Here is a 23,506-nt window from a genome sequence, read left to right as displayed (position 1 = left end):
GACCATGTCCCAGACGGACACGACGGTGGGCGGGGTCGAGGCCCCGCCCACCCGGGACCGGTCGCGGCCGTACTGGACCAGCCGCCGCCGCGACCAGCTCACCGGTTACCTGTTCATCGCCCCCCAACTGCTCGGCAGCGCCGTCTTCGTGATCCTGCCGCTGATCCTGGTGGTCTGGTACAGCCTGCACGAGTGGAACGTGCTGGCCGGCACGTTCGAGTTCGTCGGCACCGAGAACTACGCGAACCTCGCCGACGACACCAACCTCGGCTCGGTGCTGCGGGCCACCGGCCTCTTCTCGGTCGGGCTGGTGGTGTTCAACCTCGGCCTGGCCCTGCTGCTCGCCGTACTGCTCAACCAGAAGCTGCGCGGGACGATCGTGTTCCGCACCCTGTTCTTCTCCCCCGTGGTCGTCTCGCTGGTCGCCTGGACCATCGTGTGGGGGTTCCTGCTACAGGACAACGGCGGCGTGAACGGTCTGCTCGACACGGTCGGCGTGGACGGGCCGAACTGGCTGCGCGGTGAGGGCACCGCCATGTTCTCGGTCGTCGTGGTGCAGGTGTTCAAGAACGTCGGCCTCAACATGGTGCTCTTCCTGGCCGCTCTCCAGGGCGTGCCGGCCGAGCTGTACGAGGCCGCCGAGGTGGACGGGGCGAGCCGGCTGCGCCAGTTCTGGCGGATCACCGTACCGATGATCAGCCCGACCATCCTGCTCACGTCGATCATCACGGTGGTCGGTTCGTTGCAGGTCTTCGCGCAGATCGCGGTGCTCACCCAGGGCGGCCCCGGCACCTCCACCACGGTGCTCGTCTACTACCTGTACCAGCAGGCGTTCCAGTTCCACCACTTCGGTTACGGCGCCACCCTGTCGATCGTCCTGTTCGTCATCGTGCTCGCGCTCACCGTGCTCCAGTGGCAGATGCGTAAGAGGTGGGTCCACCATGAGTCGTGAGCTGTCGCGCCGGACCAAGCTGGTGCTCTACGGGGTGCTGATGGTCCTGGCGGTCCCGTTCGTCTTCCCGACCTGGTGGATGGTCACCTCGTCGCTGAAGCCGGTGGCGGACATCTTCGCCTTCCCGCCGAAACTGCTGCCGGTCGACGCCGAGCTGGACGCGTACCGGCGGGTGTTCGAGTTGCAGCCGTTCGGCCAGCAGTACCTGAACAGCCTCTACATCGCGCTGGTGGTCACCGTCGGCACCCTGGCGGTGGCGGCGCTGGCCGGGTACGCCTTCGCCCGGATCCGCTTCCGGGGCCAGAACGTGCTCTTCCTGGTGATCCTCGCCGGCCTGCTCATCCCGAGCGAGGTGACGATCGTGCCGCTGTTCCAGATGTTCTTCAAGCTGGGCCTGGTCGACACCCACTGGCCGCTGATCCTCGTGCCGATCCTCGGCGCGCCGAGCGTGCTGGCGACCTTCATCATGCGGCAGTTCTTCATCAGCCTCCCCGGCGAACTGGAGGAGGCGGCCCGGGTGGACGGGCTGGGTCGGTTCGCCACCTTCTGGAAGATCGCCCTGCCGCTGTCCCGGCCCGCGCTGGGCGCGGTCGCCATCTTCACCTTCCTGCACAGCTGGAACCTCTACCTGGAACCGATCGTGTTCCTCTCCTCGCCGGAGAAGTTCACCCTGCCGCAGGCGCTCACCCAGTTCGTCGACGCCTACGGCGGCCCGATGTGGAACGTCCAGCTCGCCGCGGCGTCGATGACCGCGCTGCCGGTCCTGGTGGTCTTCGTCATCGCGCAGAAGCAGTTCGTCGAGGGCCTGGCGCACACCGGGCTCAAGGGATGACGGTGCCGGCGCCCCTGGTGGGCCTCGACATCGGCGGCACCAAGACGGCGGCGGCGCTGGTCGGACCCGACGGGGCGGTGCTCGGGCGTCGCCTGGCGCCCACCCCTGCCGGGTCGGGGCCGGCCGCCGTGCTGGACACCGCCGCGCGGCTCGCCCGGGAACTGCTCGATCCGGGCGGCGCCGGCCCGGTCGGCGTGGGCACCGCCGGCACGGTCGATCCGGCCACCGGCACCATCCGGTACGCCACCGACAGCCTGCCCGGCTGGTCCGGCACGCCGGTCGCCGACGAGTTGGCCGAGCGGCTGGCCCGACCGGTCCGGGTCACCAACGACGTGAACGCCGCCGCGCTCGGCGAGAGCTGGGTCGGCGCGGGCCGGGACCGGCGGGACCTGCTGCTGGTCGCGGTCGGCACGGGCCTGGGCGGCGCGATGCTCCAACACGGCCGGATCGTCACGGGCGCCCGGGGCGGGGCCGGCGAGGTCGGGCACCTCCCGGCTCCCGGCGCCGAACGGTTGCGCTGCGGCTGCGGCCGGTACGGGCACCTGGAGGGCGTCGCCTCGGGCACGGGGCTGTCCGCCGCGTACGCCCTCGGGACCGGCCTGCGGATCACCGGACGGGCCGTGGCCGAGCGGGCGGCGGCCGGCGAACCGACCGCACGGGAGGTGGTGGACCGTGCCGCCACGGCCCTCGGCCGGGCGCTCGCGGGGCTGGTCGCCCTGCTCGACCCGCAGGCGGTGGTGCTCGCGGGCGGGGCGGCCGACGCCCTGCTCCCCGGCGTCCGCGCCGCCTTCACCGCCGAACTGCCCGTGGCCTGGGCGGACGTGACCCTGCTCCCCGCGGCGCTCGGCGCCGACGCGGTCGTCGTGGGCGCCGCACGGCTGGCGGGCCACCACCCGGGCCACGGCCGGCAGACGGGCGACAGCCCCGCCGTGGTCACCGACGAGAGGACGAGAGCGTGAGTGTGTTCGACGAGCTGGCCGGCGGCCTCGTGGTCTCCTGCCAGCCGGTGCTCGACGATCCCGACGACCCGATGCGCGACCCGTACGTCCAGGCCCGGGTGGCCGCGGCGGTGGTACGGGGCGGCGCGGTGGCCGTCCGGGCCAACGGCACCGCCGACGTCCGGGCGATCCGCGCCGCCGTCGACGTGCCAGTCATCGGGTTGCACAAGCAGGGCGTCGACGGGGTGTTCATCACTCCCACCGCGGCGCACGCGCTCGACGTCGCCGCGGCCGGCGCGCACATCGTCGCCGTCGACGCCACCGACCGTCCCCGTCCGGACGGGCGCAGCTTCTCCGACACCGTCCGGGCGGTCCGGGAACGGACCGACGCGCTGGTCCTCGCCGACGTCTCCACCGTCGAGGAGGGCGTGGCCGCCGTGCGGGCCGGTGCGGACGCCGTCGCGACCACCCTCGCCGGCTACACCCCGGCCAGCCCGCCGACCGACGGACCGGACCTGACGCTGCTGGCCCGGCTCGTCGGCGCGCTGGCCGTGCCGGTGATCGCCGAGGGCCGCTACCGCAGCGCCGAACAGATCGCGCAGGCGTTCGCGGCGGGCGCCCACTCGGTGGTGATGGGCAACGCGGTCACCTCGCCGCTGTGGATCACCCGTCGCCTGGTGCCGGCCACCCCGGCGGGGGCCCGACTCCCCTGACTCCGCCGGAGCGGGCTCAGGTTCCACGGTCGTCGCACCAGCTGACCTGATCAGGAGTTGTCGTGGCCAAACACCCCCGGTCAACGATGGGCAGACTCCCACCACCGCCCATTGGCGGCGGTGTGGGCCACCGGTTCGATGATTTCCCATGCCTCTGCGATGAGGCCGTCGGCGATACGCAGGACGTCGACGACCACGATCTCCGGTCCCGCGTCGGGCAGCCTGCGTCGCGAGTGCACCACGACGTGGTCGCCGTCGGCCAGCAGGTGAAGGATTTCGACCTGCATTCCGGCGGTCGGGCCCAGCGCGGCGCGGACGGCGGCGAGCCATTCCGTCCTGGTCGAGGTCGTCGAATCCGGCCGGTGGTGGATGAACTCGCCGCTGAGGGATGAGGCGAGCGTATCGACGTCGCCCGTCTCGATCAGCCCCGCCAGCGCATGTCGGACGATGCTCTTGTTCTCCCTGGTCATGGCCGCAAGTGTTCCCCCGGCCCGTTCGGTTGTCGATGAACTCGCACTTCATGGCGCCCGGCGCAACGATGAGTACGCTCATGATCGTGTCTACGGTCGGGGAACTCCTGCGGCAGTGGCGGCAGCGCCGAGGGCTCAGCCAGCTCCACCTGGCGATCGCCGCGGATGTCTCGGCTCGTCACGTCAGTCTGATCGAGACTGGCAAGTCCAGGCCGAGCGCGGACATGATCCTCCGGCTCGCCAATCAGCTCCATGTGCCGCTGCGTGATCGCAATCGGCTGTTGCTCGCCGCCGGCTTCGCCCCCCGGTACGCGGAGCGTCCGCTCGACGGCACCGCTCTGTCGGCTGCCCTCGAAGCCGTCCGCAGGGTGCTCCGGGCGCACGAGCCGTATCCGGCGCTGGTCTTCGACCGCCGGTGGAACATCGTGATGACGAACCGCGCGGTCGACCCGTTCTTCGCTCAAGTCGCTCCCGACCTGTTGCGGCCACCGGTGAACCTCGTTCGCCTGGGCCTGGACCCGCGCGGGCTCGCTCCCCTGGTCGTCAACCTGGCAGACGTGCGTGCGGTGTTCCGCAACCGGATCTCGCGCCAGCTCGCCACCGCTCCCGACGCGGAACTCACCGCACTCTACGACGAACTGCTGAACCCTCTGCCCGGAGAGCCGACGGGCCAACGGGTCGACGGTGACGTGGTGATCCCGATGATCCTCCGGATCGGCGGACGAGAGCTGCGGCTGTTCTCGACCATCACCACCTTCGGCACCCCGATGGACATCACGATCGACGAAATCGCGATCGAGTCCTACTACCCGGCAGACCCGCAGAGCGCCGCCTACTTCACGGGGTAGCGCACCGTCATGCCGTCCGACGTGCGCGCTGGCAGCTCGGACAGCGCCCGCTTCTGACGATCCGCACCGCGATCAGGAGACGGGTTCGGGCAGCAGACCGGCAGCGACCCGGCACCGCCCGCACCTTGGGCTTGGTGGCCCCTCCACGCGCGCCGCCGTCCAGTTCGTACGTGCGCGGCACGGCGAGCCGAACGCCCCGCCGGCCGGTCGGTGCGGCCGACGGTGGCGCGGGCGAGGCGGCCGGCCTCACCGTCGGGCCGGACGCCGTCCCCGGGTCGACACGAACTGGTACGACATCACGACGAACCCGGGGTCGCGCAGGAGCCGGCGGAACGCCTCCAGCTGCCCCGGGGACACCCCCGCCTCAATCAGCTCCGGCTCCAGCTGCCGGGAGTTCGTCTCGTACAGCGAGGCGCCGAGCGAGCCGCCGGGCCAGCTCCGCGAGTGGGTGACCGTGTCGACCTCGACCAGTCCCGCCGACGCGAGGTGCCCGTGCACGTCCTGCGCCCAGGCCAGGTCCGCGCCGTTGCTCTGCAGGACGCCGAGCATCGCGTCCGTCACGTGGGCGAAGAGCTTCGCCGCGTCGTCGCTCGGCGCGGTCAGCACGCGCAGCGGGACGGTGCAGTCGAACTCCTCGACCACCAGCCATCCGCCCGGGGCCAGCGCGCCGGTCAGCGAGGCCAGCACGCGCCGCCGCTCCGGCAGGTGGAGCAGCACCAGCCGGGCGTGGATGAGGTCGAAGGCGTCGCCGGGCGGCGGCTCGTTGCGCACGTCGTGCCGACGGACGTCGAGGTTGGCCGCGGGGACGAGGCGGGCGACGTCGATGTCGGTCGCCAGCACGCGCCCCGCCGGGCCGACCGCCTCGGCCATGCTCCGGGCGACCGAGCCCCCGCCGGCGCCGATCTCCCAGCACACCCCGCCCGGGGCGAGCACCGGGGCGCCGATCCGGGCCGCCGTGATCGGATCCAGGAAGGACTCCAGCGCCCGCAGCTGGGGCACCGCCTCCGGGGAGGCGTTGTCGAAGGTGTACTCGGTGTCACGGATGTCTGTCGGCATCGTCGCTCATCCCTGTGGAAGGTGGTCGGGTCAGGTGCACGGGATCGGCCCGGTGCCCGGGCACCGGTCGGGGAGCCGGCAGCTCCGCGACGGCGGCGACGCTGAGCATCGCCGCCAGCCGGCCCGGTTCGGCCCGGGCCTCGTCCGCCGGGCGGTCGTAGACCACCCGGCCGTACTCGAGCACCGCGATCCGGTCCGCGATCTCGACGGCGTGCTGGAGCTGCTGCTCGACGAGGAGCACGGCCAGCCCGGTGCCGGCCAGGGTGCCGACGAGGTCGCGTACCCGGGCGGCCAGGCCGGGAGCGAGCCCCTCGCACGGCTCGTCGAGCAGCAGCACCCTCGGCTGGCCGAGCAGGGCCCGGGCGATCGCCAGCATCTGCTGCTCGCCGCCGGAGAGCTGGTCGCCGCGGTGGCGCAGCCGGGCCGCCAGCCGGGGCAGCAGTTCCAGGATCCGCGCGACGGTCCACCCCTCGCCCCCGGGTGTCGCCGCGCGCCACGGCACCGCCGCCAGGGCGAGGTGCTCGGCCACGGTCAACCGGGAGAAGACCCGCCGGCCCTGCGGGACGAGGCCGACCCCGCACCGGGCGATCCGGTGCGGCTGCCGGCCGGCGACCGGCACGCCGTCGACCTCGATCCGCCCCCCGGAGGGCCGCACCAGACCGGCGACGGCGTGCACGAGGGTGCTCTTGCCGGCCCCGTTGCGGCCCACCACCGCCTGCACGGTGCCGGCCGCAACGTCGAGGCTCACCTCGTGCAGCACGATCCCGCCGGCGTAGCCGGCGCAGAGCCGCTCCGTCCGCAGCATCACGACACCCCCTCCGCGTAGGCCTGCCGGACCGGACCGGAGGCGCGGATCTCGGCCGGCGTCCCCGTGGCCACCGTCCGGCCGTCCCGCAGCACGGTCACCCGGTCGCAGAGCGCGTACACCAGGTCCAGCCGGTGCTCGACCAGCAGCACCGCGACGGCGCGCGGCAGGGTCCGCAGGAACTCCACCAGCCGGCCGACCTCGACGACGGACAGGCCGGCGGCCGGCTCGTCGAGCAGCAGCAGCCGCGGGCGACCGGCCAGCGCCATGGCGATCTCGAGTTGCCGGCGCTGCCCGTGGGCGAGCTGACCGGCGGGAGTCGCGCCGACGTCGCGCAGGCCCATCCGCTCCAACCACGCGCCCGCCGTACGCTCCGCGGCGCACCGCCGCGCGCCCGGCCGCCACCGGCCGGGCCGCACCGCGTGGGGCAGCGCGGCCACCACCACGTTCTCGGTGGCGGTCAGGGTGGACCAGACTGCGGGACGCTGGTGGATCCGACCGATGCCCCGCCGGGCCCGGGCGGCCGGGTCGAGCCGGGTGACGTCCCGGCCGGCGAGCAGCACCCGGCCGCCGCCCGCCGGGGTCGCCCCGCCGAGCACGTCGAGCAACGTGGACTTGCCGGCGCCGTTGGGCCCGATCAGGGCGTGCCGCTGCCCGTGGTCGATCCGCAGGTCGACCCCGTCCAGCGCGAGCAGCGACCCGTAGCGGACCGTGACGCCCCGGGCGGACAGCAGCGGCGTCATGCGCGCGCCCCCGTCGGCGCCGGCCGCTCCGCACCAGGAGAGCCCGCCGGCAGTCCCGGCAGCAGCCGGCCCCGCACGCCGGCAGGCCGGCGCCCGTCGCCGGGCAGCAGGTAGACGGTGACGACGAACGCCACCCCCAGCACCAGGGGTGCGTACCCGGGGAGCGCGCCGAACAGCCAGTCCCGGGCGGCGATCACGATCGCGACACCGACCAGGGCGCCGCCCACGGACGCGACGCCGCCGACCACCACCCCGAGCAGCAGGAGGGCGGAGGTGTCGAACCCGAAGTCGGCCGGCGAGATGAACTGCTGGGCGACCACCAGCAGCGAGCCCGCGGCGCCCGCGACCGCCCCCGCGGCCACGTGCACGGCCGCCACGTGGGCCGGCACCCGGTGGCCGCTGGCCCGCAGCCGCGCCTCGTCGTCGCGGCCGGCCCGCAGCAGCAGGCCGACCCGGGTGCGCAGGATCAGCAACACCGCGCCGACCAGCACGGCGACGACAGCCAGGGCGTACAGGTAGCGCGCCCGGTCGGTGGCCAGCACCGGCAACCCCCACAGGGGACGCACCGGCGGAACCCCGGCGAGCCCGTCGGTGCCGCCGGTGACCGAACGCCACCGCCCGACGACGGTCACCACCAGCTCGCCGATCGCCAGGGTGATCATCAGGACGATCACACCGCGGGCGTACACCACGAGCGGGACGGTCGCCGCGGCCAGCGCCGCCCCGGCCGCCGCCGCGACGACCAGGTGCACCACCGCCACGTCGGAGAGCCGGCTGCCGACGACCGCGCTGGCGTACGCGCCCGCCGCGTAGGGCGCGGTCTGCCCCAGGGTGGGCAGCCCCGCGACGCCGGTGAGCAGGGCGACGCTCACCCCCACCAGGCCCAGCGCGAGGGTACGGGCCAGCAGCGCCACGGTGTAGTCGTCGACCGCCCACGGCGCCAGCACCAGGCCGGCCAGGACGAGGGCGGCGACACCGCGCCGCAGCGCGCGTACCGCCTCGTCCCTCACGTCGTCCTCCGGGCCGTCGCCAGGCCCCGCGCCCGCACCGCGAGGACAGCGGCCATGGCGGCGAAGAGCAGGAACGGGGCGGCCGACGGGGCGAGCGCCACCCCGAGGGTCTGGATCTGCCCGACCGCCAGGGCCGCGAGCAGCGTGCCCGTCATCGACCCGAGCCCGCCGAGGACGACGACCACCAGCGACAGCAGCAGCACCGCGTCGGCGGTGTCCGGGCCGGGACCGATGATCGGCGCGCCGAGCACGCCCGCGGCGCCGGCCAGCGCCCCGGCGACGGCGAGCACGCCGACGCGGATCCACGCCGGGTTCACGCCGAGCACGGCGACCATCTCGGCGTCGTCGACGGAGGCGCGGACCAGCATCCCGGCCCGGGTGCGGCGCACCGCGACGTGGAGCAGGCCGGCGAGCACGGCGGCGACGACGATGAAGACCAGCCGGTACGCCGCGTAGCGGTGCCCGGCCACGACCACCGACCCGTCCAGCGCCGCCGGCACGCGCACCGGCGGGTCGTCCGGCCCGAACGCCCCCGCGAGCAGGCTGCCCCCGGCCAGCGCCACCCCGAAGGTCAGCAGCGCCTGGGTGAGATGACTGCGCGCGGCGACCCGGGTGAGCAGACCGGCGACCAGCGCGCCGGCCGCGGTGGCGGCGACGGTCCCGACGGCCAGCGCCAGCACCAGGCTCGGCCAACCGCCGTCCAGCAGCGCGGCGGCGGTGTACCCGCCGATCGCGTACAGGGTGCCGTGCGCCAGGTTCAGGATGCCGGCGACGCCGAAGCAGAGCACCAGTCCCGCCGCGGCGACGAAGACCAGCAGCCCGTAGGCCACCCCGTCCAGGGCCGGGACCAGGTACGGGTCGATCCGCATGCCGCCCGCCACGGCGCTCACCCGCCGACGGTGGCGAGGTCACCCACGACGGTGTTGGACAACGCCCGGCCGTCCTGGCGCACCTGGCGCAGGTACCACTTCTGCACCGGCGCGTGCGTGCTCGGCGAGAACTGCCAGGTGCCGCGCGGGCTGGCGATCTGGCCCAGCTTGCCGATGGCCGCGTTGATGCTCTCCGGTGTCGGGTCCTCCCCCGCCGCCGCGATGGCCCGGTCCAGCACGGCCGCCGCGTCGTAGGAGGCCATGGCGTACGTGGTCGGGGAGCCGTCGTTCTTCGCCTTCCAGGCGGCCACGAAGGCGCGGTTCTCCGCGTTGTCCAGGTCGGGCGAGTAGTTCAGCACCGAGTAGACGTCGCGGGCGGCCTCGCCCTGGGCGTCGAGCACCCCGCCCTCGGTCAGAAACCCGGCGGCGTAGAGCGGCAGGTCGCTGATCTCCGACTGCGCGTACTGCTTGACGAAGTCGACGGCCGCGCTGCCCGCGTAGAACGTGTAGACGGCGTCCGCCCCGGAGGCCTTGATCCGGGCGAAGTACGGGGTGAAGTTGGTGGTCGTCGGGAACGGGGTGAAGGTGGTCTTGCCGTCGGCGTTGGCGAGCCTGCCGCCCTCCTTGACGAACGCGTCGGTGAAGCCGCGCAGCTCGTCCCAGCCGCCCTGGTAGTCGGGGCCGATGGCGTAGACGCTGCCCCCGACGTTGTCGCGCACGTGGCGGGCGATCGCCTCGCCGGGCTCGTCGGAGAGGTACGAGGTGTGCCAGATCCGGGACACGTCCTTGAGTTCCGGGCGCCCGTTCGAGCCGACGAACGGCACCTTGGTCTCGTTGAGCAGCGGATAGACCGCGGCCACGGAGCCACCGCCGACGATCCCGGTGAGCGCGACCACGCGGTCCTGCTTGAGCAGTTTCGTCGCGGCGGGCACCGCGGTCGCGGCGCCGTTGCCCTCGTCGGCGACGACGAGTTCCACCTGCCGTCCGCCGAGCTTGCCGTCGTGGGTGGCCAGGTAGAGCTCGAAGCCGGCGCGGATCTCCTTGCCGACCGCCTGGTACGTGCCCGACAGCGACGCCAGCAGGCCGATCTTGATCGATCCGGCGGCGCCGGCGCCGCGCCCGCCGTCGGCACAGGCGGTCGCGGCGAACAGGACGAGGGCGAGCAGGGCCGCGGTGCGGGCACGGCTGCGCCGGGGGATGGTCAGCGACATGTCTTCTCCAGGAGGGATGGGGGGTTCCGGCGTGAGGTGCCGGGGTGTCAGCGGCTGCGGCTGAGTGCCGCCCGAGCCGCCGGGGTCAGCGCGTCGCCGATGCGGTTGGCCAGCTCGGTCATCTCGTAGGAGACCTTGCCGACGTCGCACCGGGGGTCGGCGAGCACGAGCAGGGACGCGCCGTCGTTGAAGGCCATCGAGAACATGAAGCCGCCCTCGAGCTGGGTCACGTTGGAGATCACCGCGCCGGCGTCGAAGAAGGCCGCCGCGCCGCGCAGCAGGCTCACCAGCCCGCTGCCGGTCGCCGCCAACTGGTCCGCCCGGTCCGGCGGGAGGCCCCTGCTGGCGGCCACCATCAGGCCGTCGCTGGAGATCGCGATCGCATGGCTGACCTCGGTGGCGCGCGCGGCGAAGGCGTCCAGCAGCCAGCCGAGATCCTGTTGGTCGGTCACGTGCTCTCCCTGTCGGGTCAGTTGTTGATCAGGTTGGGCCGACGGCCCGCGACGCCCCGCGCGTACGCGGCCATCGCGGTGGCCACCTGGGTCGGGTCGCGGGGCGCGGAGCGCTGCTGCGGCACGGTGACGCCGCCCGGGACGAGGTGCTGTTGGGGCTGACGCCGCGGCAGACCGGACGTGGTGGTGGCGACCACCTCGGGCGCGTCGGCCCGGGCGGCGGTCCGCCATGCCTCGTCGGCGGGGCTGGCCCACGGACCGCCGTTCGTGGCGTCGTCGTGGCCGGCCTGGAACCAGTGGTTGACCTCCTCGAAGATGACGAGTTCCTCGGTCGGCTCGTCGCCTCGCCCGGCCGGCGCCGGCGCGGGCCGGAACACCGGCGCCACCGGCAGTGCCCGCTCGGCCGGCGGCCCGCCCGCCCACGGTTGTGCCGGGCTCCCCGCCCACGGTTCCGGGGCCGCGGTGTACGCCGGCGACGCGAGGGTGGTCCGCGCCGCGCGCCGCGACGGCCTGGTGGGCGTGAGCAGGTACTCCTCCGGGGGCAACGGTCGGATGATCGCCCCCGGCAGCGCCGCCTCGGCGATGGTGCCGCGGCGGGGGCCCGGACGGAGCTGGACGGCCACACCCAGCCGGGCGGCGAGCTGTCCCACGACGACCAGCCCCATCGCCCGCACGGCCGCGACGTCGATGGCGGGCGGGCGGGCCAGCAGGTCGTTGAGCTGTTGCCGTCGCTGCGGGGACAGCCCCACGCCCTCGTCGCTGACCTGGACGATCACCCGGTCGCCGAGGCTGCGGCCGGTCACCCACGCCTCGGTACCCGGCGCGGAGTAGCCGGTGGCGTTGTCCATCAACTCGGCCAGCAGGTGCACGACCTCGTCGACCGAGTCGGCCGCGACGGCGACGTCGCCGTCGACCATGCCGAGGCGGATCCTGGCGTAGTGCTCGATCTGGCTCTGCGCGGCCTGGCACACCTGTTGCAGCGGTACGTCGTGCTGGCGTACCCGCCCGACCCCCACCCCGCCCAGCACCAGCAGGCTGGCGTTGATCCGTCCCATCCGGGTGGCCAGGTTGTCCAGCGTGTACAGCTGGTCCAGCCGTTCGGGGTCGGTCTCGTCCCGCTCGACCTTGTCGACCTGGGCCAGCACCGCGTCGACCAGCCGCTGCTCGCGGCGGCTGAGGTGGATGAAGATGTCGGCCGTGTTGGCCCGCATGACCGCCTGCTCGGCCGCGGTACGCACGGCCGCCCGGTGCACGGCCGCGAACGCCTCCCCCACCTCGCCGATCTCGTCCCCGCGCGACGGCTCCAGGGCGTCCGCGGACTGCTGGCGGGCCAGCTCGTCCGGGTCCACCGACGAGCTGTCCGGGTGCTGGAGCCGGGCCACCACCTGCGGCAGCCGTTCGAAGGCGACGGCGTTCGCCGCGTCCCGCAGCCGGCGCAGGCGCCGCGTGATCTGCCGCGCCACCGCCCAGGTGACCAGGGCCGTGAGCAGCAGGGCCAGCACCACGGCCGCCGCCTCCACGGCCGTGCGCCGCCGTTGGTCGGCGTGGGCGGAGCGGATGTCGTCGAGCACCGCCGCGTCGACCCGTTGGCGCAGCTCGGCCAGGCGGACGGACCACTGCTGGGTCGCTTCGACCCAGGCGCCGAGGTCCAGCCGCAACCGGCTCCCCGCCCGGGTCCTCGACACCTCGTCCTGCAGCCGTTGGAGCAGCAGCGCGTCCTCGCCGCTGCCGGCCTGCTCCCACCAGCCCCGCCAGGCGGGCCGGGCGAGGGCCAGGAAGGACAGGCTGGACTCGGTGAAGCCGGACCGGGCGGCGGTGATGTCCTGCTGCATGGCGGGGGTCAGTTGGTCGGCCGCGACCGCGCGCAGGACGGCGACCTGCTGCTGGCCCGCCGCCTCGGCCGCCTTGGACAGCGCCGCCGAGGCCCGCATGCCGTCCGTGATCCGGGCGTTGACCGCGCCGAGGGTGACGCTCTCGCGGAGGCCGAGCAGGTCGGCGATCACGATCCGGTAGCTGAAGGTCATCGCCGACACCGAGGCGTGCGCCGCCGTACGCACCTGCGCGCGCAGCGGCGGCAGAGCCTCCAGCGCCAGGTCGATCCGCTGGAGCAGGGTCTGGCCGGCGGCGGGCCCGGGGGGCGCCGTCGCCCGCTGCCGGCGGTAGCGGGCGACGGCGTCGTCGGTGCTCCCGGTGGCGTCGGCGAAGGCCTCCTGCTGCTCGGCCGCGCCCCGGCTGAGCAGGTCGGCGGCGACGACGCGCTCGCGTTGCAGTCGGTGGGCCAGGTCGCCCGCGTCGGCGCCGAGGTGCGCCAGGAGCCCGAGGTCGCTAGCGCGGGTCGTCTGGCGGACGCTCTCGGTCAGTGCGAGACCGGCGAATCCCATCACGGCGACGAGCGGGGCCGCCACGATGAGGCGCATCCGGGTGCCGATCTTCCAGCCGCGGCGGCCGGTCGGGTAGGGTCGGGCCGCGTGGGACCTCGTGCTCGACGCCAAGATTGACTCCCGCGACTCATCCAAGACGGCCAATGCGCACCTTGCCATTTGCACGTCTCATTCCGCCGGAACCCGCGCCCACAGAGAAGACCTGACGGTGGTACAAACGGCCCGTACCGGCATCTGTACCCAGCGTCAGCAGCGCCGGGCCGCCCCACGGTCCCGAGCCCGCGCAGGTCAGGGGCGCCCGGACCGTCCGCCTGACGGGCGCGGCGGGAGATCCGCCTCCGGCTGCCCGCCGAGCACCTGGCCGATCAACTCCCGCAGTTCGTCGATCGCGGCCACGACCGCCTCCGGGTCGCGCGCGTCCCGCCGCGCCACCGCCGGCGCGGGGGCCGGGTCGAGCCCTGCCACCTTTCCGAACCGGGGGCCGCGGCGGCCGTCCGCCGCCAACTGCTCCGCCGCGACCTGCGGCCACAACGCCGCCAGGCAACCGCCGGTGCCGAGCACCTCGTCGCAGCGGACGGCGAACTCGTGACTGCCGTACCGGCGACCGGACTCGACCGCGGCGACCGTCTCGCGGCTGAACCGCACCCGCTCCGCGAGCGCCCGCTGGGTCAACCCCTGACGGGTACGCCAGGTGCGCAGCTCGGCGCGGAACCGGTGGATGGCACCGGAGCGGTTGGCGCTCGACGGGGGCGTGCGATCCATGTGTTCACCTTCACGACGCCGACCGGCCGGCATCGGCATCGGCATCAATAGACATTGGGCGATGAATGGGTATTCGCAGGGGACAATTCTTAACCCATGAGCTGACGGGTGTGAAGACGTAACTTCGGAGGGTAGTCCCCACCGGAGGCCACCGGCCCGGCCCCGCGACCTAACGGCGGGTCCGCATACAGCCGGCGCAGCGCCGCACCGCACGGGCCGACGCGCACCCGCCGAGGATCAGGACCGGCGCGGTCGCGAGGCCACCGGTCACCCGGCGACGGGCGCCGCCGGGCCACCGGAGGGCACCGTCGCGTCGATGACCACCGGCAGGCTCCGGTGCGCGCGGAAGGCGATGTTGACCTTGTACGAATGGTGATGGCCGGGGCTCAGGCGCAGTCCGGGAACCGCCCGGCAGAGCCGGGTCAGCGCCATCTCCGCCTCCAGCCGGGCCAGCGCCGCGCCGATACAGAAGTGCGGCCCGTGCCCGAACGACAGGTGCCCGTCCGCGTCGGACCGGTGCGGGTCGAACTGTTCCGGACGGGCGAACACCGCCGGATCCCGATTCGCCGCGCCGATCAGCAGCAGGCAGCGCGCACCCGCCGGAATGGTGACGCCGTCCAGGGTCACGGACCGGCGGGTCACCCGCAGCCAACCGTCGATGGCGGGCGCGAAGCGCAGCGTCTCGGTCAGGAACGCGGGTATCCGCCGGGGGTCCTCGCCGAGCTCCCGCCACCTGCCCGGGCTCGACAGCGCCTGGTCCAGCGCGTGGGCGAGGAGCCCGGCCGTGGTCTCGTGCCCGGCGACCAGGAGGTTGAACACGATGCTCGACACCTCGGCCACCGTGAGCACCTCGTCGTCACCGTCGCGGTACGCCAGCAACCGGCTGACGTAGTCGTCGCCGTACCGGCCACCGCCGAGCCGGGCGCCGACCAACTGCTCGCAGTAGCGCCAGAACTCCCACAGACCCCGCGCCAGCCGGACCTGTTCGGCCGGCTCCGGCTGCCCCCAGAGCAACGCGATCTGACCGTCCCCCCAGGCCCTGACCCGCCCGACGTCCTCCTCCGGCACGCCGAGGATGTCGAGCAGGACCAGCAGGGGCAGTTCGGTGGTGAACTCGCCGACGAGGTCCGCCCGCCCGTCGGAGCGGTCGACGAGCCGGGACACCAGCTCGTCGACCCGGCGCTGGACGATCGCACCGTAGCGGCGCTCCACGCGTTCGGCGGTGTTGGCGAAGGTCGCCCGCAGGGCCCGACGGGTCCGGGGGTGCACCGGGGGGTCCGCGGCGGCGGTGGTGGGCGGCGCGTCGATGCGGGCGATGAACTCCATCGCCTCGGGGCAGACGTCGTAGATCGGAGCCAGCGTGAGGGCGTTGCCGAAGGCCTCCGCGTCACTCAGCGCGCGGCGGACGTCGGCGTGCCGGGTGATCAGCCACAGCCCCAGATCCGGGTCGTGGTGCACCCTCTCGGGCTCGTCGAGCAGCCGCCGCCACACCCGCGCCGGATCGACGAGATACGCCCCCGCGAACGGATCCAATCGCATGACCGCCTCCTGGAGTGCCATGGCCACGAACGGAATTGCCGAACGACTTCCCGAGGATCCGGTTATCGCCGCACGCCTTCACGGTGCGCCCATTCCGAGGGCAAGTCAATATCAGCGTTCTTCAATGTGCCGATGTGCAATTTCCACGCCTTCGGTCATGCGCGCACCACGTCGTCCTGCAAGTTGCGGGATGTTCCTTGCTCGCCGGTCGCGACGATGAACAGGGTAGACGACGCAGCGGCCGACATCGGGCACTCCGCCGCGCCGCGGTCTCGCGTGTCCCCGGACGGCCGGGCGGAAAGGCGATGCGACGACAGCGATTGATGGTGTGCCGTGAAAGGCCGCCGGGCGTTCGAACGCGCACCTGAAACAAGGCTCACGACGCGTGCCGCGAACGGCCGCCCGAATACCGGCATGAGTTTCCCCGGTACGGCGGATTCCGGAGGACGACTCGGGTCCGCGTGCGTTGCGCGAGGCGGAGGGTGGTGTGCTCGCCGGATCAGGACGACGCGTGGGTCCGCTCCGGCGAGCGGCGACGGGGCGGCCCGCGATCCGCCGGGGCGTGGCAGTCCACCGGTCGCGGGCCGGCCGGCGGCGCTCCGCCGGCCGGCCCGTGCGTGGTGCTAGAGGGTACGGGCGAGGCGGTCGGCGAGCACGCGGGTGAACCGGGACGGGTCGGCCAGTTCCCCGCCCTCGGCGAGCAGCGCCAGACCGTAGAGCAGCTCGGCGGTCTCCTTCAGCGACTCCTCGGTGCCGCCCTGCTCGTGTGCCTTGCGCAGGCCGGTGACCAGTGGGTGCCCGGGGTTGAGCTCCAGGATCCGCTTCACCGCCGGCACCTCGTGCCCCATCGCCCGGTACATCTTCTCCAGCGTCGGAGTGATGTCGTGGGCGTCGCCGACGACGCAGGCGGGCGAGGTGGTCAGCCGGGAGGAGAGGCGGACCTCCTTGACGGAGTCGGCGAGGGTGGTGCCCATCCAGGTGAGCAGGTCGGCGAAGTCCTTGCGCTGCTGCTCGCGCTCGGCCTCGGCCTCCTTCTTCTCCTCCTCGGTGTCCAGGTCGACCTGGCCCTTGGCGATGGAGCGAAGCGTCCTGCCGTCGTACTGGCCGACGCGCTCGATCCACACCTCGTCGACCGGGTCGGTGAGCAGCAGCACCTCGTAGCCCTTGGCGCGGAACGCCTCCATGTGCGGCGAGTTCTCGATCATGGTGCGCGAGTCGCCGGTGGCGTAGTAGATGTCGGTCTGCCCGTCCTTCATCCGGCCGACGTAGCCGGCGAGGTCGGTGGGCTCGGCCGGGTCGTGGGTGGAGGCGACCGACAGGATCTCCAGGAGGGTGTCCCGGTTCTCCGTGTCGTCGATCAGGCCCTCCTTGACGGCGGCCCCGAACTCGGTCCAGAAGGTCCGGTAGCGCTCGGCGTGGTTGGCCTTCATGTCCTTGACGGTGGCCAGGATCTTCTTGACCAGCCGGCGGCGGACGACCTGGATTTGCCGGTCCTGCTGGAGGATCTCCCGGGAGATGTTCAGCGACAGGTCGTGCGCGTCCACGACGCCCTTGACGAAGCGCAGGTAGTTCGGCATGAGCGCTTCGCAGTCGTCCATGATGAACACGCGCTTGACGTAGAGCTGCACGCCCCGGCGGCCCTGCGGGGCGAACAGGTCCAGCGGCGCGTGCGACGGGATGAACAGCAGGGCCTCGTACTCGAAGGTGCCCTCGCCCTTCATGTGCACGATGTCCAGCGGGTCGGCCCAGTCGTGGCTGACGTGCTTGTAGAACTCCTTGTACTCGGCCTCGTCGACCTCGTCGCGGGACCGGGCCCAGAGCGCCTTCATCGAGTTGAGCGTCTGGGTCTCGGTGCTGGTCTGGTCGCCCTCGCCGGGGCGCTCGACGGTCATCCGGATCGGCCAGGCGATGAAGTCCGAGTACCGCTTGACGATCTCCCGGATCGTCCACTCGGCGGTGTAGTCGTGCAGGTTGTCCTCGTCGTCGGCCGGCTTGAGGTGCAGGGTCACCGAGGTGCCCTGCGGCGCCTGTTCGACCGACTCGACGGAGTACGTGCCCTCACCGGCCGACTCCCACCGGGTGCCGCCGCTCTCCCCCGCCCGGCGGGTCACCAGCTCCACCCGGTCGGCGACCATGAACGCCGCGTAGAAGCCCACGCCGAACTGGCCGATCAGCTCCTGCCGCGCCCCGGCGTCGGAGGACTCGCGCAGCTTGCGCAGCAGCTCGGCGGTCCCGGACTTGGCGATCGTGCCGATCACCTGGACCACCTCGTCGCGGGACATGCCGATGCCGTTGTCCCGCACGGTCAGCGTGCGCGCCGCCTTGTCGACCTCGATCTCGATGTGCAGGTCGGAGGTGTCGACCTCCAGCTCCTTGTCGACCATCGACGCCAGGCGCAGCTTGTCCAGCGCGTCCGAGGCGTTCGAGATCAGTTCACGCAGGAAGACGTCCTTGTTCGAATAGATCGAGTGGACCATCAGCTGGAGCAGCTGACGCGCCTCGGCCTGGAACTCCAACGTCTCGGCCCGGTTACTCACACCGTGTCCTTTCATCCTCGAAAGCCCACCGAAGGTTCGCGGAAAGGATACGAGCCGTCGCCGACGGCGAGACGACGGGACCGCGGAGCGTCGACTGGCGGCGCGTTGCCCCCGCGCCCTACCGTCGGGGGTGGCGTCGACGTGGCCGCCGGGAGAAGCCGAGGGCTGGTGCGACCGCCGCGGCGGGCGGTCAGTACGGTAGGGATGTGTCTCTATGGATGGCCGCGATGTGGGGACTGGTCGGCAGCGCGGTGGCCGAGGCGCTGAACCTCTCCGGGATGATGCGCCCGACCAGCGAGTCCGGGGGCCGGTGGCAGTGGCCGTGGCGGGACCGGCGGGACGCCCCGATCGTCGTGTTCGCGGTGCTGCTCAGGACCGTGGCCGGCACCGGCCTCGCCGCCGCGGCCGGGGCGGGTGGCCTGGCCACCACGGCCTTCGCCAGCTTCACGTTCGGGGTCGCGGCGCCGCTGGTGATCGCCAAGATGTTCGACCAGGTCCGGGTGACGGAACGACCGGCCGACGGCGGTCGGGACGGCACGAGCGGCACGAGCGGCGAGCACGATGACGCCGCGTGAGGACCTGCTGGGCAGGTTCGTCTCCGCGCTGGCCGCCCGCCCGGCCACCACCGCCACGACCGTTCCCGTACCGGCCCGGACGAGGCTCGCCGCCGCACTGGCCGCGCGGCCGGTCACCGCCCGCGGCACCGGCCCGCTCCCCCACCCCGACACCGAGGACGACGGCGGCGGGAAGCTGACCCACCGGGTCAGGGCGGTGCTCGCCGGCCTCCTCGGCGTCACCACCGACCAGTTGCGCGTCGACGCCGACGGCGACGTCGGCATCCGCGCCGGCTCGGCCATGATCTTCGTACGGGCACAGGACGACCCGCCGCTGGTCGACGTGTTCTCGCCGCTGCTCACCGGCGTCGACCCGACCGAGTCCCTGTACCGGCGGCTCTCCGATCTCACCAACGGGCTCGTGGTCGGGCGCGTCTACTGCACCGGCGACACCGTCTGGGCGTCCATCCCCGTCTTCGGGCAGGACTTCGCCCCCACCCATCTGCTGCTGGCCCTGCGGGCCATGATCGCGCTCGCCGACGACCTCGACGACCAGCTCCGGCGCGAGTTCGGCGGCAGCCGCTTCTTCGGCCCGGAGTCCGCCGGACTGGTGGCGGTGCCCGACCCGACCGGTTACCTGCGCGATCTCGACCGGGCCGGTGCGAACGGGGCGGGCAGCGTCCTGGTCGACCTGCTGGCGGACCGGGGGCGGACGGCGGAGCTGCGGATCCGCGCCGAGCACGGCGACTGGCACGCCGCCGCCCGGCTCGCCGCGCTGCTCGCCGAGGAGGGCCGCACCGACGAGACCGAACGGTACTGGCGGATCGCCGCGGAGCAGGGTGATCCGCGCGCCCGGGACGAGCTGGCCGCCCTGCTGGCCGCCCGGGGCCGGCGCGACGAGGCGGTCGACCTGCTGCGGCAGGCGGTCGACGACGGCGACTGGCGGCACCTGCCGCTGCTGCTGACGCTGCTCACCGAAGGCGGCCTGGTCGACGAGGCGGTCGAGCTGTTGCGCCGCCGGGCGGCCGCCGAGGGCTGACCGCCGTCCGCCCCTGCGACCCGACCTGGTGGGTCGAGGTGTGGAAACGCGGAGGCCTGGGTACAGAGACGCGCTGGGGTGCCGGCGGGCGTGCAGCTGAAGCCGGGTGCCAGGATGTGCGGGTAACGCCAGCAAGGGTCGTCGGGCCCGGAAGTGAGGGCTGCGATGGGGTGCGACCGAGGGTGACGCGACCCACGGGGGACCTGTTCGCCGACGGTGGTGAGACCGGGCGGCTGATGGCGCGCCTGGACTGGGCCGCCACCCCACTCGGCCCGGTCGACGGCTGGCCGCAGAGCCTGCGCGCCGCCGTCCGGATGGTCCTCTCCTCCCGCTACCCGATGCTGCTGCTCTGGGGTGACCACTTCACCCAGCTCTACAACGACGCGTACTCCGCCCTGATCGGCGACAAGCACCCCGACGCGCTCGGCGGCGACGTGCGGATCACCCTGGCCGAGGGCTGGGACGTGCTGGCCCCTTTGATCGACGAGGCGATGGCGACCGGGGTCGCCAGCTGGGTGCCGGCCCTGCAACTGCTGCTCGACCGCGCCGGCTACCGCGAGGAGGCGTACTTCAGCGTCTCGCACGCCCCCGCCCGCGACGACGAGGGACGCACGGTGGGGGTGCTCACCGTCTGCAGCGAGGTCACCGAACAGGTCGTCGGCGAGCGCCGGCTGCGCCTGCTGCGCGACCTGTCCGTCGGCGGCGACGGGCGGACGGTCGACGTCGAGAGCACCTGCGCGCGGCTCGCCGACGCCATCGGCGGGCACCCGCTGGACGTCCCGTTCGCCGCGATCTACCTGCGCGAGGGCGCGCTGCTGCGCCGCGCCGCTCACGTCGGCGGGGATTCCGTGGCCGCCGCCCTGCCCGGCACGCTGCCGACGGGCGAGGAGCACGAGTGGGGGCTGGCGGCGGCCGCCCTCGGCACGACGACCGAGGTGGCCGGCGTCGACCGGCGGCTCGCCCTGCCCGCGGGGCCGTGGGACGATCCGGTCGGCACCGCCCTCGCCCTGCCGCTGCCGTCCGCCGAGGCGGGTCAGCCCCTCGGGGTGCTGCTGGTCGGGGTCAGCCCGAGCCGGGGGCTGGACGAGGCGTACCGGGCGTTCCACGCGCTGCTGGCCCAGCAGGTGGCCGTCGCCGTGCGCAACGCGCAGGCGTACGAGGAGGAGCGCCGACGGGCCGAGGCGCTCGCCGAGCTGGACCGGGTCAAGACGGGCTTCTTCACCAACGTCAGCCACGAGTTCCGGACCCCGCTGACGCTGATGCTCGGCCCGCTGGCCGACGCCCTCAACGACAACGAGCATCCCCTGCCGGCGACGCAGCGGGAACGGGTCGACACCGCCTGGCGCAACGCCACCCGGCTGCTCACCCTCGTCAACAGCCTGCTCACCTTCTCCAGCCTGGAGGCCGGGCAGGCACCCAGCCACGCTCGCGAAGTCGACCTGGCCGGGCTCACCACCGAGCTGGCGAGCGTCTTCCGGGCGGCCGTCGAGCGCGCCGGGCTGCGCCTGGAGGTCGACTGCCCGCCGCTGCCCCGCGCGGTCTCCGTCGACCCGGTCAACTGGGAACGCATCGTCACCAACCTGCTGTCGAACGCGCTGAAGTACACCTTCGTCGGCCGGATCCGGGTCGGGCTGACCGCCGACGACGAGGAGGTACGACTGACCGTCGCCGACACGGGCATCGGCATCGCCGAGGAGGATCTGTCCCGGCTCTTCGAACGCTTCCACCGGGTGCAGGGCACCCGGTCGCGCAGCCACGAGGGCACCGGCATCGGGCTCGCCCTGGTCCGCGAGCTGGCCCGCCTCGAAGGCGGCGACGTGCGGGTGGAGAGCCGGGTCGGGACGGGGACGACGTTCACGGTGGCGCTGCCCTGGTCCGCCGCGGGGCGGACCGCCGGGCCCGCCGCCGACGCGGACGGGGTCGGGGACGCGGCCCGGGCCGCCGTCCAGGAGGCGGTCGGCTGGCTGGCCGACCCGGCGCAGGCGGGGGCGTCCGCGCCGGCCGGGCCACCGGTGCCGGCGTACGGTGACGCGGACGCGCTGCGGCACGCGCGGATCCTCGTCGCCGACGACAACGCCGACATGCGCGCGTACCTGGCCCGGTTGCTGGGCGAGCAGGGCTGGCGGGTGGAGACAGTCGGTGACGGCCGGCAGGCACTGGAGGCGATCCGCCGGGAACAGCCGGACCTGGTGCTCACCGACGTGATGATGCCCGGGATCGACGGCTTCGAGCTGGTCCGTCGGCTGCGCGGGCAGGCCGGCACCCGGACGCTGCCGGTGGTGGTGCTCTCCGCCCGCGCCGGCGGGGACGCCAGCGTGGAGGGGCTCGACCTGGGCGCCGACGACTACGTCGTCAAGCCCTTCGCCGCAGCCGAGCTGATCGCCCGGATCCGGTCCGCCCTGCACGGCGCCCGCACCCGGGGGCACCACCGGGACGAGACGGCGCCCGACGCGGACCGCCTCGGCGGCACGGCACGCGAGGCGGGCGGTCTCGGCGGCACGCCACGCGAACCGGACGGCCTCGGCGACACCGCACGCGACGCGGGCGGTCTCGGCGGGAGCGCGCCCGAGCCGGCGGCCGGCACGCGGCCGGCGACGTCGGCCGATTCCGTGGGCGGTGGCACCCCGGACACGCAGGGTGCCCCGACCGCCGCACCGGCCTCGGGTGGCGGTCCGGCGGAGGTGGGTGGCGGTCCGGTGAGCGGCGCATCTGCCGCGCCGGGCGTCGGTCCGGCGGTCGGCCGGAACGGGGAGTACGCGCACAACGGGGCCCGGCGGCCGGCTCCCGCGCACCCGGCCGCGCTGGACACGGGCTGGACGTACCCCTCGCAGCCCACCTCCGCGGCGGCGATGCGCCGGGACGTGCGGGCCTCGCTGGAGAACCTGGACGTCGATCCGGACACCGTGGCCGATCTCCTGCTGGCCGCCTCCGAGGCGGTCAACAACGCCGTCGAGCACGCCCAACGCCCCACCCGTCCCGAGGTGCGGGTGCGACTGCGGGTGGCCGATGGCACGGTGCGGATCTCGGTGCGCGACTTCGGCACCTGGCGGGACCGTCGCCCGGCCATGGACCGGGGGCGGGGCGCCACGCTGATGAACGCGTACGGCGACGTGCGCCTGGTATCCACCGCCGAGGGCACCACCGTCACCATCGAACGCCGCCTGCCGCCCACCACCTGACCCGCCTCCCGCATGTGCGGCTCCACCCGCGCAGCGGCACTGCCGGCGTGCGGGCCCCGCCGGGACGCCCGTCCCCGCACACCCCGGTCGACCATGCAGGCGTGGTGTCAGCTGGTGGCCCGGTCTGGGCGTTTCGCGCCTCACCACGACCGGCACGCACTCGCCCCTGCCGCACCCGATCGGGCGCATGGTGCCTGTATGTCGGGTTTGTGGTGGTGGGCGCCACGGGTGGGGCGGGCATGGGCCGGGGTGCCGGGTCGTTGTAACCATCGTGGCCGCGTGGCCCGGCCGCTCGCCGGCCGGTGGTCGGCGGAATCCGGGCCGGGCCGGCGTGGTTACATCCCCCGGACCACCGAGTACCGCGCCGGGATGGCCGGGAGCCGGGCCGCCGGTATGACCGGCCGCCCACGGTGGTTACATCCTCGGGCCACCGAGCGGGTGACCGCCGCACCGGCCCTCTTGATATCTCGACCTTTCCTTTCCCGTGGCGCACCCGCCCCCCTTGGTGTGTGTCGCGTGCCCCCGATCGAAAGGTGCAGACGAATCATGCGTACCGACATGCTGCGTAAGACCGCCCTGACCGCTGCCGGGCTCGCCTTCACCGGCGGCGCCATCG

General features: G+C 73.7%; 20 protein-coding genes. 8 read left to right on the top strand and 12 right to left on the bottom strand.

Features of this window, described 5'->3' with window-relative positions; translation table 11 throughout:
- Positions 1-4 precede the first annotated feature (4 nt).
- From ACFHW0_RS21010 to ACFHW0_RS20995, 4 genes are read left to right on the top strand one after another with little or no spacing between them, the layout of a single operon-like run.
- Positions 5-952 (top strand): carbohydrate ABC transporter permease, encoded by a 948-nt coding sequence (locus ACFHW0_RS21010; protein WP_366644037.1) that lies wholly within the window; start codon positions 5-7, stop codon positions 950-952.
- On the top strand, positions 942-1,784 hold the full coding sequence (locus ACFHW0_RS21005) for a carbohydrate ABC transporter permease (protein WP_132239790.1): 843 nt from the start codon (positions 942-944) through the stop codon (positions 1,782-1,784). The genes ACFHW0_RS21010 and ACFHW0_RS21005 overlap by 11 nt, the downstream gene beginning before the upstream one ends.
- 2 nt (positions 1,785-1,786) lie before the next feature.
- The gene (locus ACFHW0_RS21000) at positions 1,787-2,743 is read left to right on the top strand and encodes an ROK family protein (RefSeq protein ID WP_416610084.1); all 957 of its coding nucleotides are present in this window, start codon (positions 1,787-1,789) and stop codon (positions 2,741-2,743) included.
- Positions 2,740-3,435 carry an N-acetylmannosamine-6-phosphate 2-epimerase gene (locus ACFHW0_RS20995; RefSeq protein WP_416610082.1) on the top strand — a complete coding sequence of 232 codons (696 nt, stop codon included), beginning with the start codon at positions 2,740-2,742 and terminating at the stop codon, positions 3,433-3,435. Before ACFHW0_RS21000 ends, ACFHW0_RS20995 begins: the two co-directional genes overlap by 4 nt.
- A gap of 80 nt (positions 3,436-3,515) precedes the next feature.
- Here ACFHW0_RS20995 and ACFHW0_RS20990 read toward each other — a convergent pair whose 3' ends face one another.
- Positions 3,516-3,905, bottom strand: a complete 390-nt coding sequence (locus ACFHW0_RS20990; RefSeq protein WP_416610080.1) for a nuclear transport factor 2 family protein — start codon at positions 3,903-3,905, stop codon at positions 3,516-3,518.
- Positions 3,906-3,985: 80 nt separating this feature from the next.
- Here ACFHW0_RS20990 and ACFHW0_RS20985 point away from each other — a divergent pair, with 80 nt between their 5' ends.
- Positions 3,986-4,753 (top strand): helix-turn-helix domain-containing protein, encoded by a 768-nt coding sequence (locus ACFHW0_RS20985; RefSeq protein WP_416610229.1) that lies wholly within the window; start codon positions 3,986-3,988, stop codon positions 4,751-4,753.
- A 246-nt stretch (positions 4,754-4,999) separates the two neighbouring features.
- Here ACFHW0_RS20985 and ACFHW0_RS20980 read toward each other — a convergent pair whose 3' ends face one another.
- The 11 genes from ACFHW0_RS20980 to htpG form a co-directional block, all read right to left on the bottom strand.
- A complete protein-coding gene (locus ACFHW0_RS20980) occupies positions 5,000-5,809 on the bottom strand; it encodes a class I SAM-dependent methyltransferase (protein ID WP_416610078.1) in 810 nt (269 codons plus the stop codon).
- Positions 5,790-6,614: an ABC transporter ATP-binding protein gene (locus ACFHW0_RS20975; RefSeq protein WP_416610077.1), complete on the bottom strand. Its 825-nt coding sequence runs from the start codon at positions 6,612-6,614 to the stop codon at positions 5,790-5,792. The genes ACFHW0_RS20980 and ACFHW0_RS20975 overlap by 20 nt, the downstream gene beginning before the upstream one ends.
- The gene (locus ACFHW0_RS20970) at positions 6,614-7,357 is read right to left on the bottom strand and encodes an ABC transporter ATP-binding protein (RefSeq protein WP_416610075.1); all 744 of its coding nucleotides are present in this window, start codon (positions 7,355-7,357) and stop codon (positions 6,614-6,616) included. The genes ACFHW0_RS20975 and ACFHW0_RS20970 overlap by 1 nt, the downstream gene beginning before the upstream one ends.
- Positions 7,354-8,367 (bottom strand): branched-chain amino acid ABC transporter permease, encoded by a 1,014-nt coding sequence (locus ACFHW0_RS20965; protein ID WP_416610072.1) that lies wholly within the window; start codon positions 8,365-8,367, stop codon positions 7,354-7,356. The genes ACFHW0_RS20970 and ACFHW0_RS20965 overlap by 4 nt, the downstream gene beginning before the upstream one ends.
- On the bottom strand, positions 8,364-9,257 hold the full coding sequence (locus ACFHW0_RS20960; RefSeq protein WP_416610070.1) for a branched-chain amino acid ABC transporter permease: 894 nt from the start codon (positions 9,255-9,257) through the stop codon (positions 8,364-8,366). Before ACFHW0_RS20960 ends, ACFHW0_RS20965 begins: the two co-directional genes overlap by 4 nt.
- Positions 9,254-10,447, bottom strand: a complete 1,194-nt coding sequence (locus ACFHW0_RS20955) for an ABC transporter substrate-binding protein (RefSeq protein WP_416610069.1) — start codon at positions 10,445-10,447, stop codon at positions 9,254-9,256. Before ACFHW0_RS20955 ends, ACFHW0_RS20960 begins: the two co-directional genes overlap by 4 nt.
- Before the next feature lie 47 nt (positions 10,448-10,494).
- Entirely contained in the window at positions 10,495-10,899 is a 405-nt protein-coding gene (locus ACFHW0_RS20950; RefSeq protein ID WP_416610067.1) for a roadblock/LC7 domain-containing protein, read from the bottom strand.
- Positions 10,900-10,916: 17 nt separating this feature from the next.
- A complete protein-coding gene (locus ACFHW0_RS20945; protein WP_416610065.1) occupies positions 10,917-13,391 on the bottom strand; it encodes a nitrate- and nitrite sensing domain-containing protein in 2,475 nt (824 codons plus the stop codon).
- A gap of 177 nt (positions 13,392-13,568) precedes the next feature.
- Entirely contained in the window at positions 13,569-14,042 is a 474-nt protein-coding gene (locus ACFHW0_RS20940; protein ID WP_416610063.1) for a helix-turn-helix transcriptional regulator, read from the bottom strand.
- A gap of 267 nt (positions 14,043-14,309) precedes the next feature.
- A complete protein-coding gene (locus ACFHW0_RS20935) occupies positions 14,310-15,581 on the bottom strand; it encodes a cytochrome P450 (protein WP_416610061.1) in 1,272 nt (423 codons plus the stop codon).
- A gap of 623 nt (positions 15,582-16,204) precedes the next feature.
- On the bottom strand, positions 16,205-18,133 hold the full coding sequence (htpG, locus tag ACFHW0_RS20930) for a molecular chaperone HtpG (RefSeq protein ID WP_416610059.1): 1,929 nt from the start codon (positions 18,131-18,133) through the stop codon (positions 16,205-16,207).
- 191 nt (positions 18,134-18,324) lie between these two features.
- Between htpG and ACFHW0_RS20925 the strand changes: the two genes are divergently transcribed.
- The 3 genes from ACFHW0_RS20925 (at position 18,325) to ACFHW0_RS20915 (ending at position 22,890) form a co-directional block, all read left to right on the top strand.
- Complete coding sequence (locus tag ACFHW0_RS20925) at positions 18,325-18,693, top strand: hypothetical protein (protein ID WP_416610058.1); 369 nt, start codon at positions 18,325-18,327, stop codon at positions 18,691-18,693.
- Entirely contained in the window at positions 18,680-19,711 is a 1,032-nt protein-coding gene (locus tag ACFHW0_RS20920; protein ID WP_416610056.1) for a T3SS (YopN, CesT) and YbjN peptide-binding chaperone 1, read from the top strand. Before ACFHW0_RS20925 ends, ACFHW0_RS20920 begins: the two co-directional genes overlap by 14 nt.
- A 182-nt stretch (positions 19,712-19,893) precedes the next feature.
- Entirely contained in the window at positions 19,894-22,890 is a 2,997-nt protein-coding gene (locus tag ACFHW0_RS20915) for an ATP-binding protein (protein ID WP_416610054.1), read from the top strand.
- Positions 22,891-23,506 lie beyond the last annotated feature (616 nt).

The organism is Micromonospora sp. LOL_025 (assembly GCF_048060285.1).
Classification (GTDB): domain Bacteria; phylum Actinomycetota; class Actinomycetes; order Mycobacteriales; family Micromonosporaceae; genus Micromonospora.
Note: the sequence above shows the minus strand (reverse complement) of the source record. Positions and strands in the feature narration are given on the sequence as shown.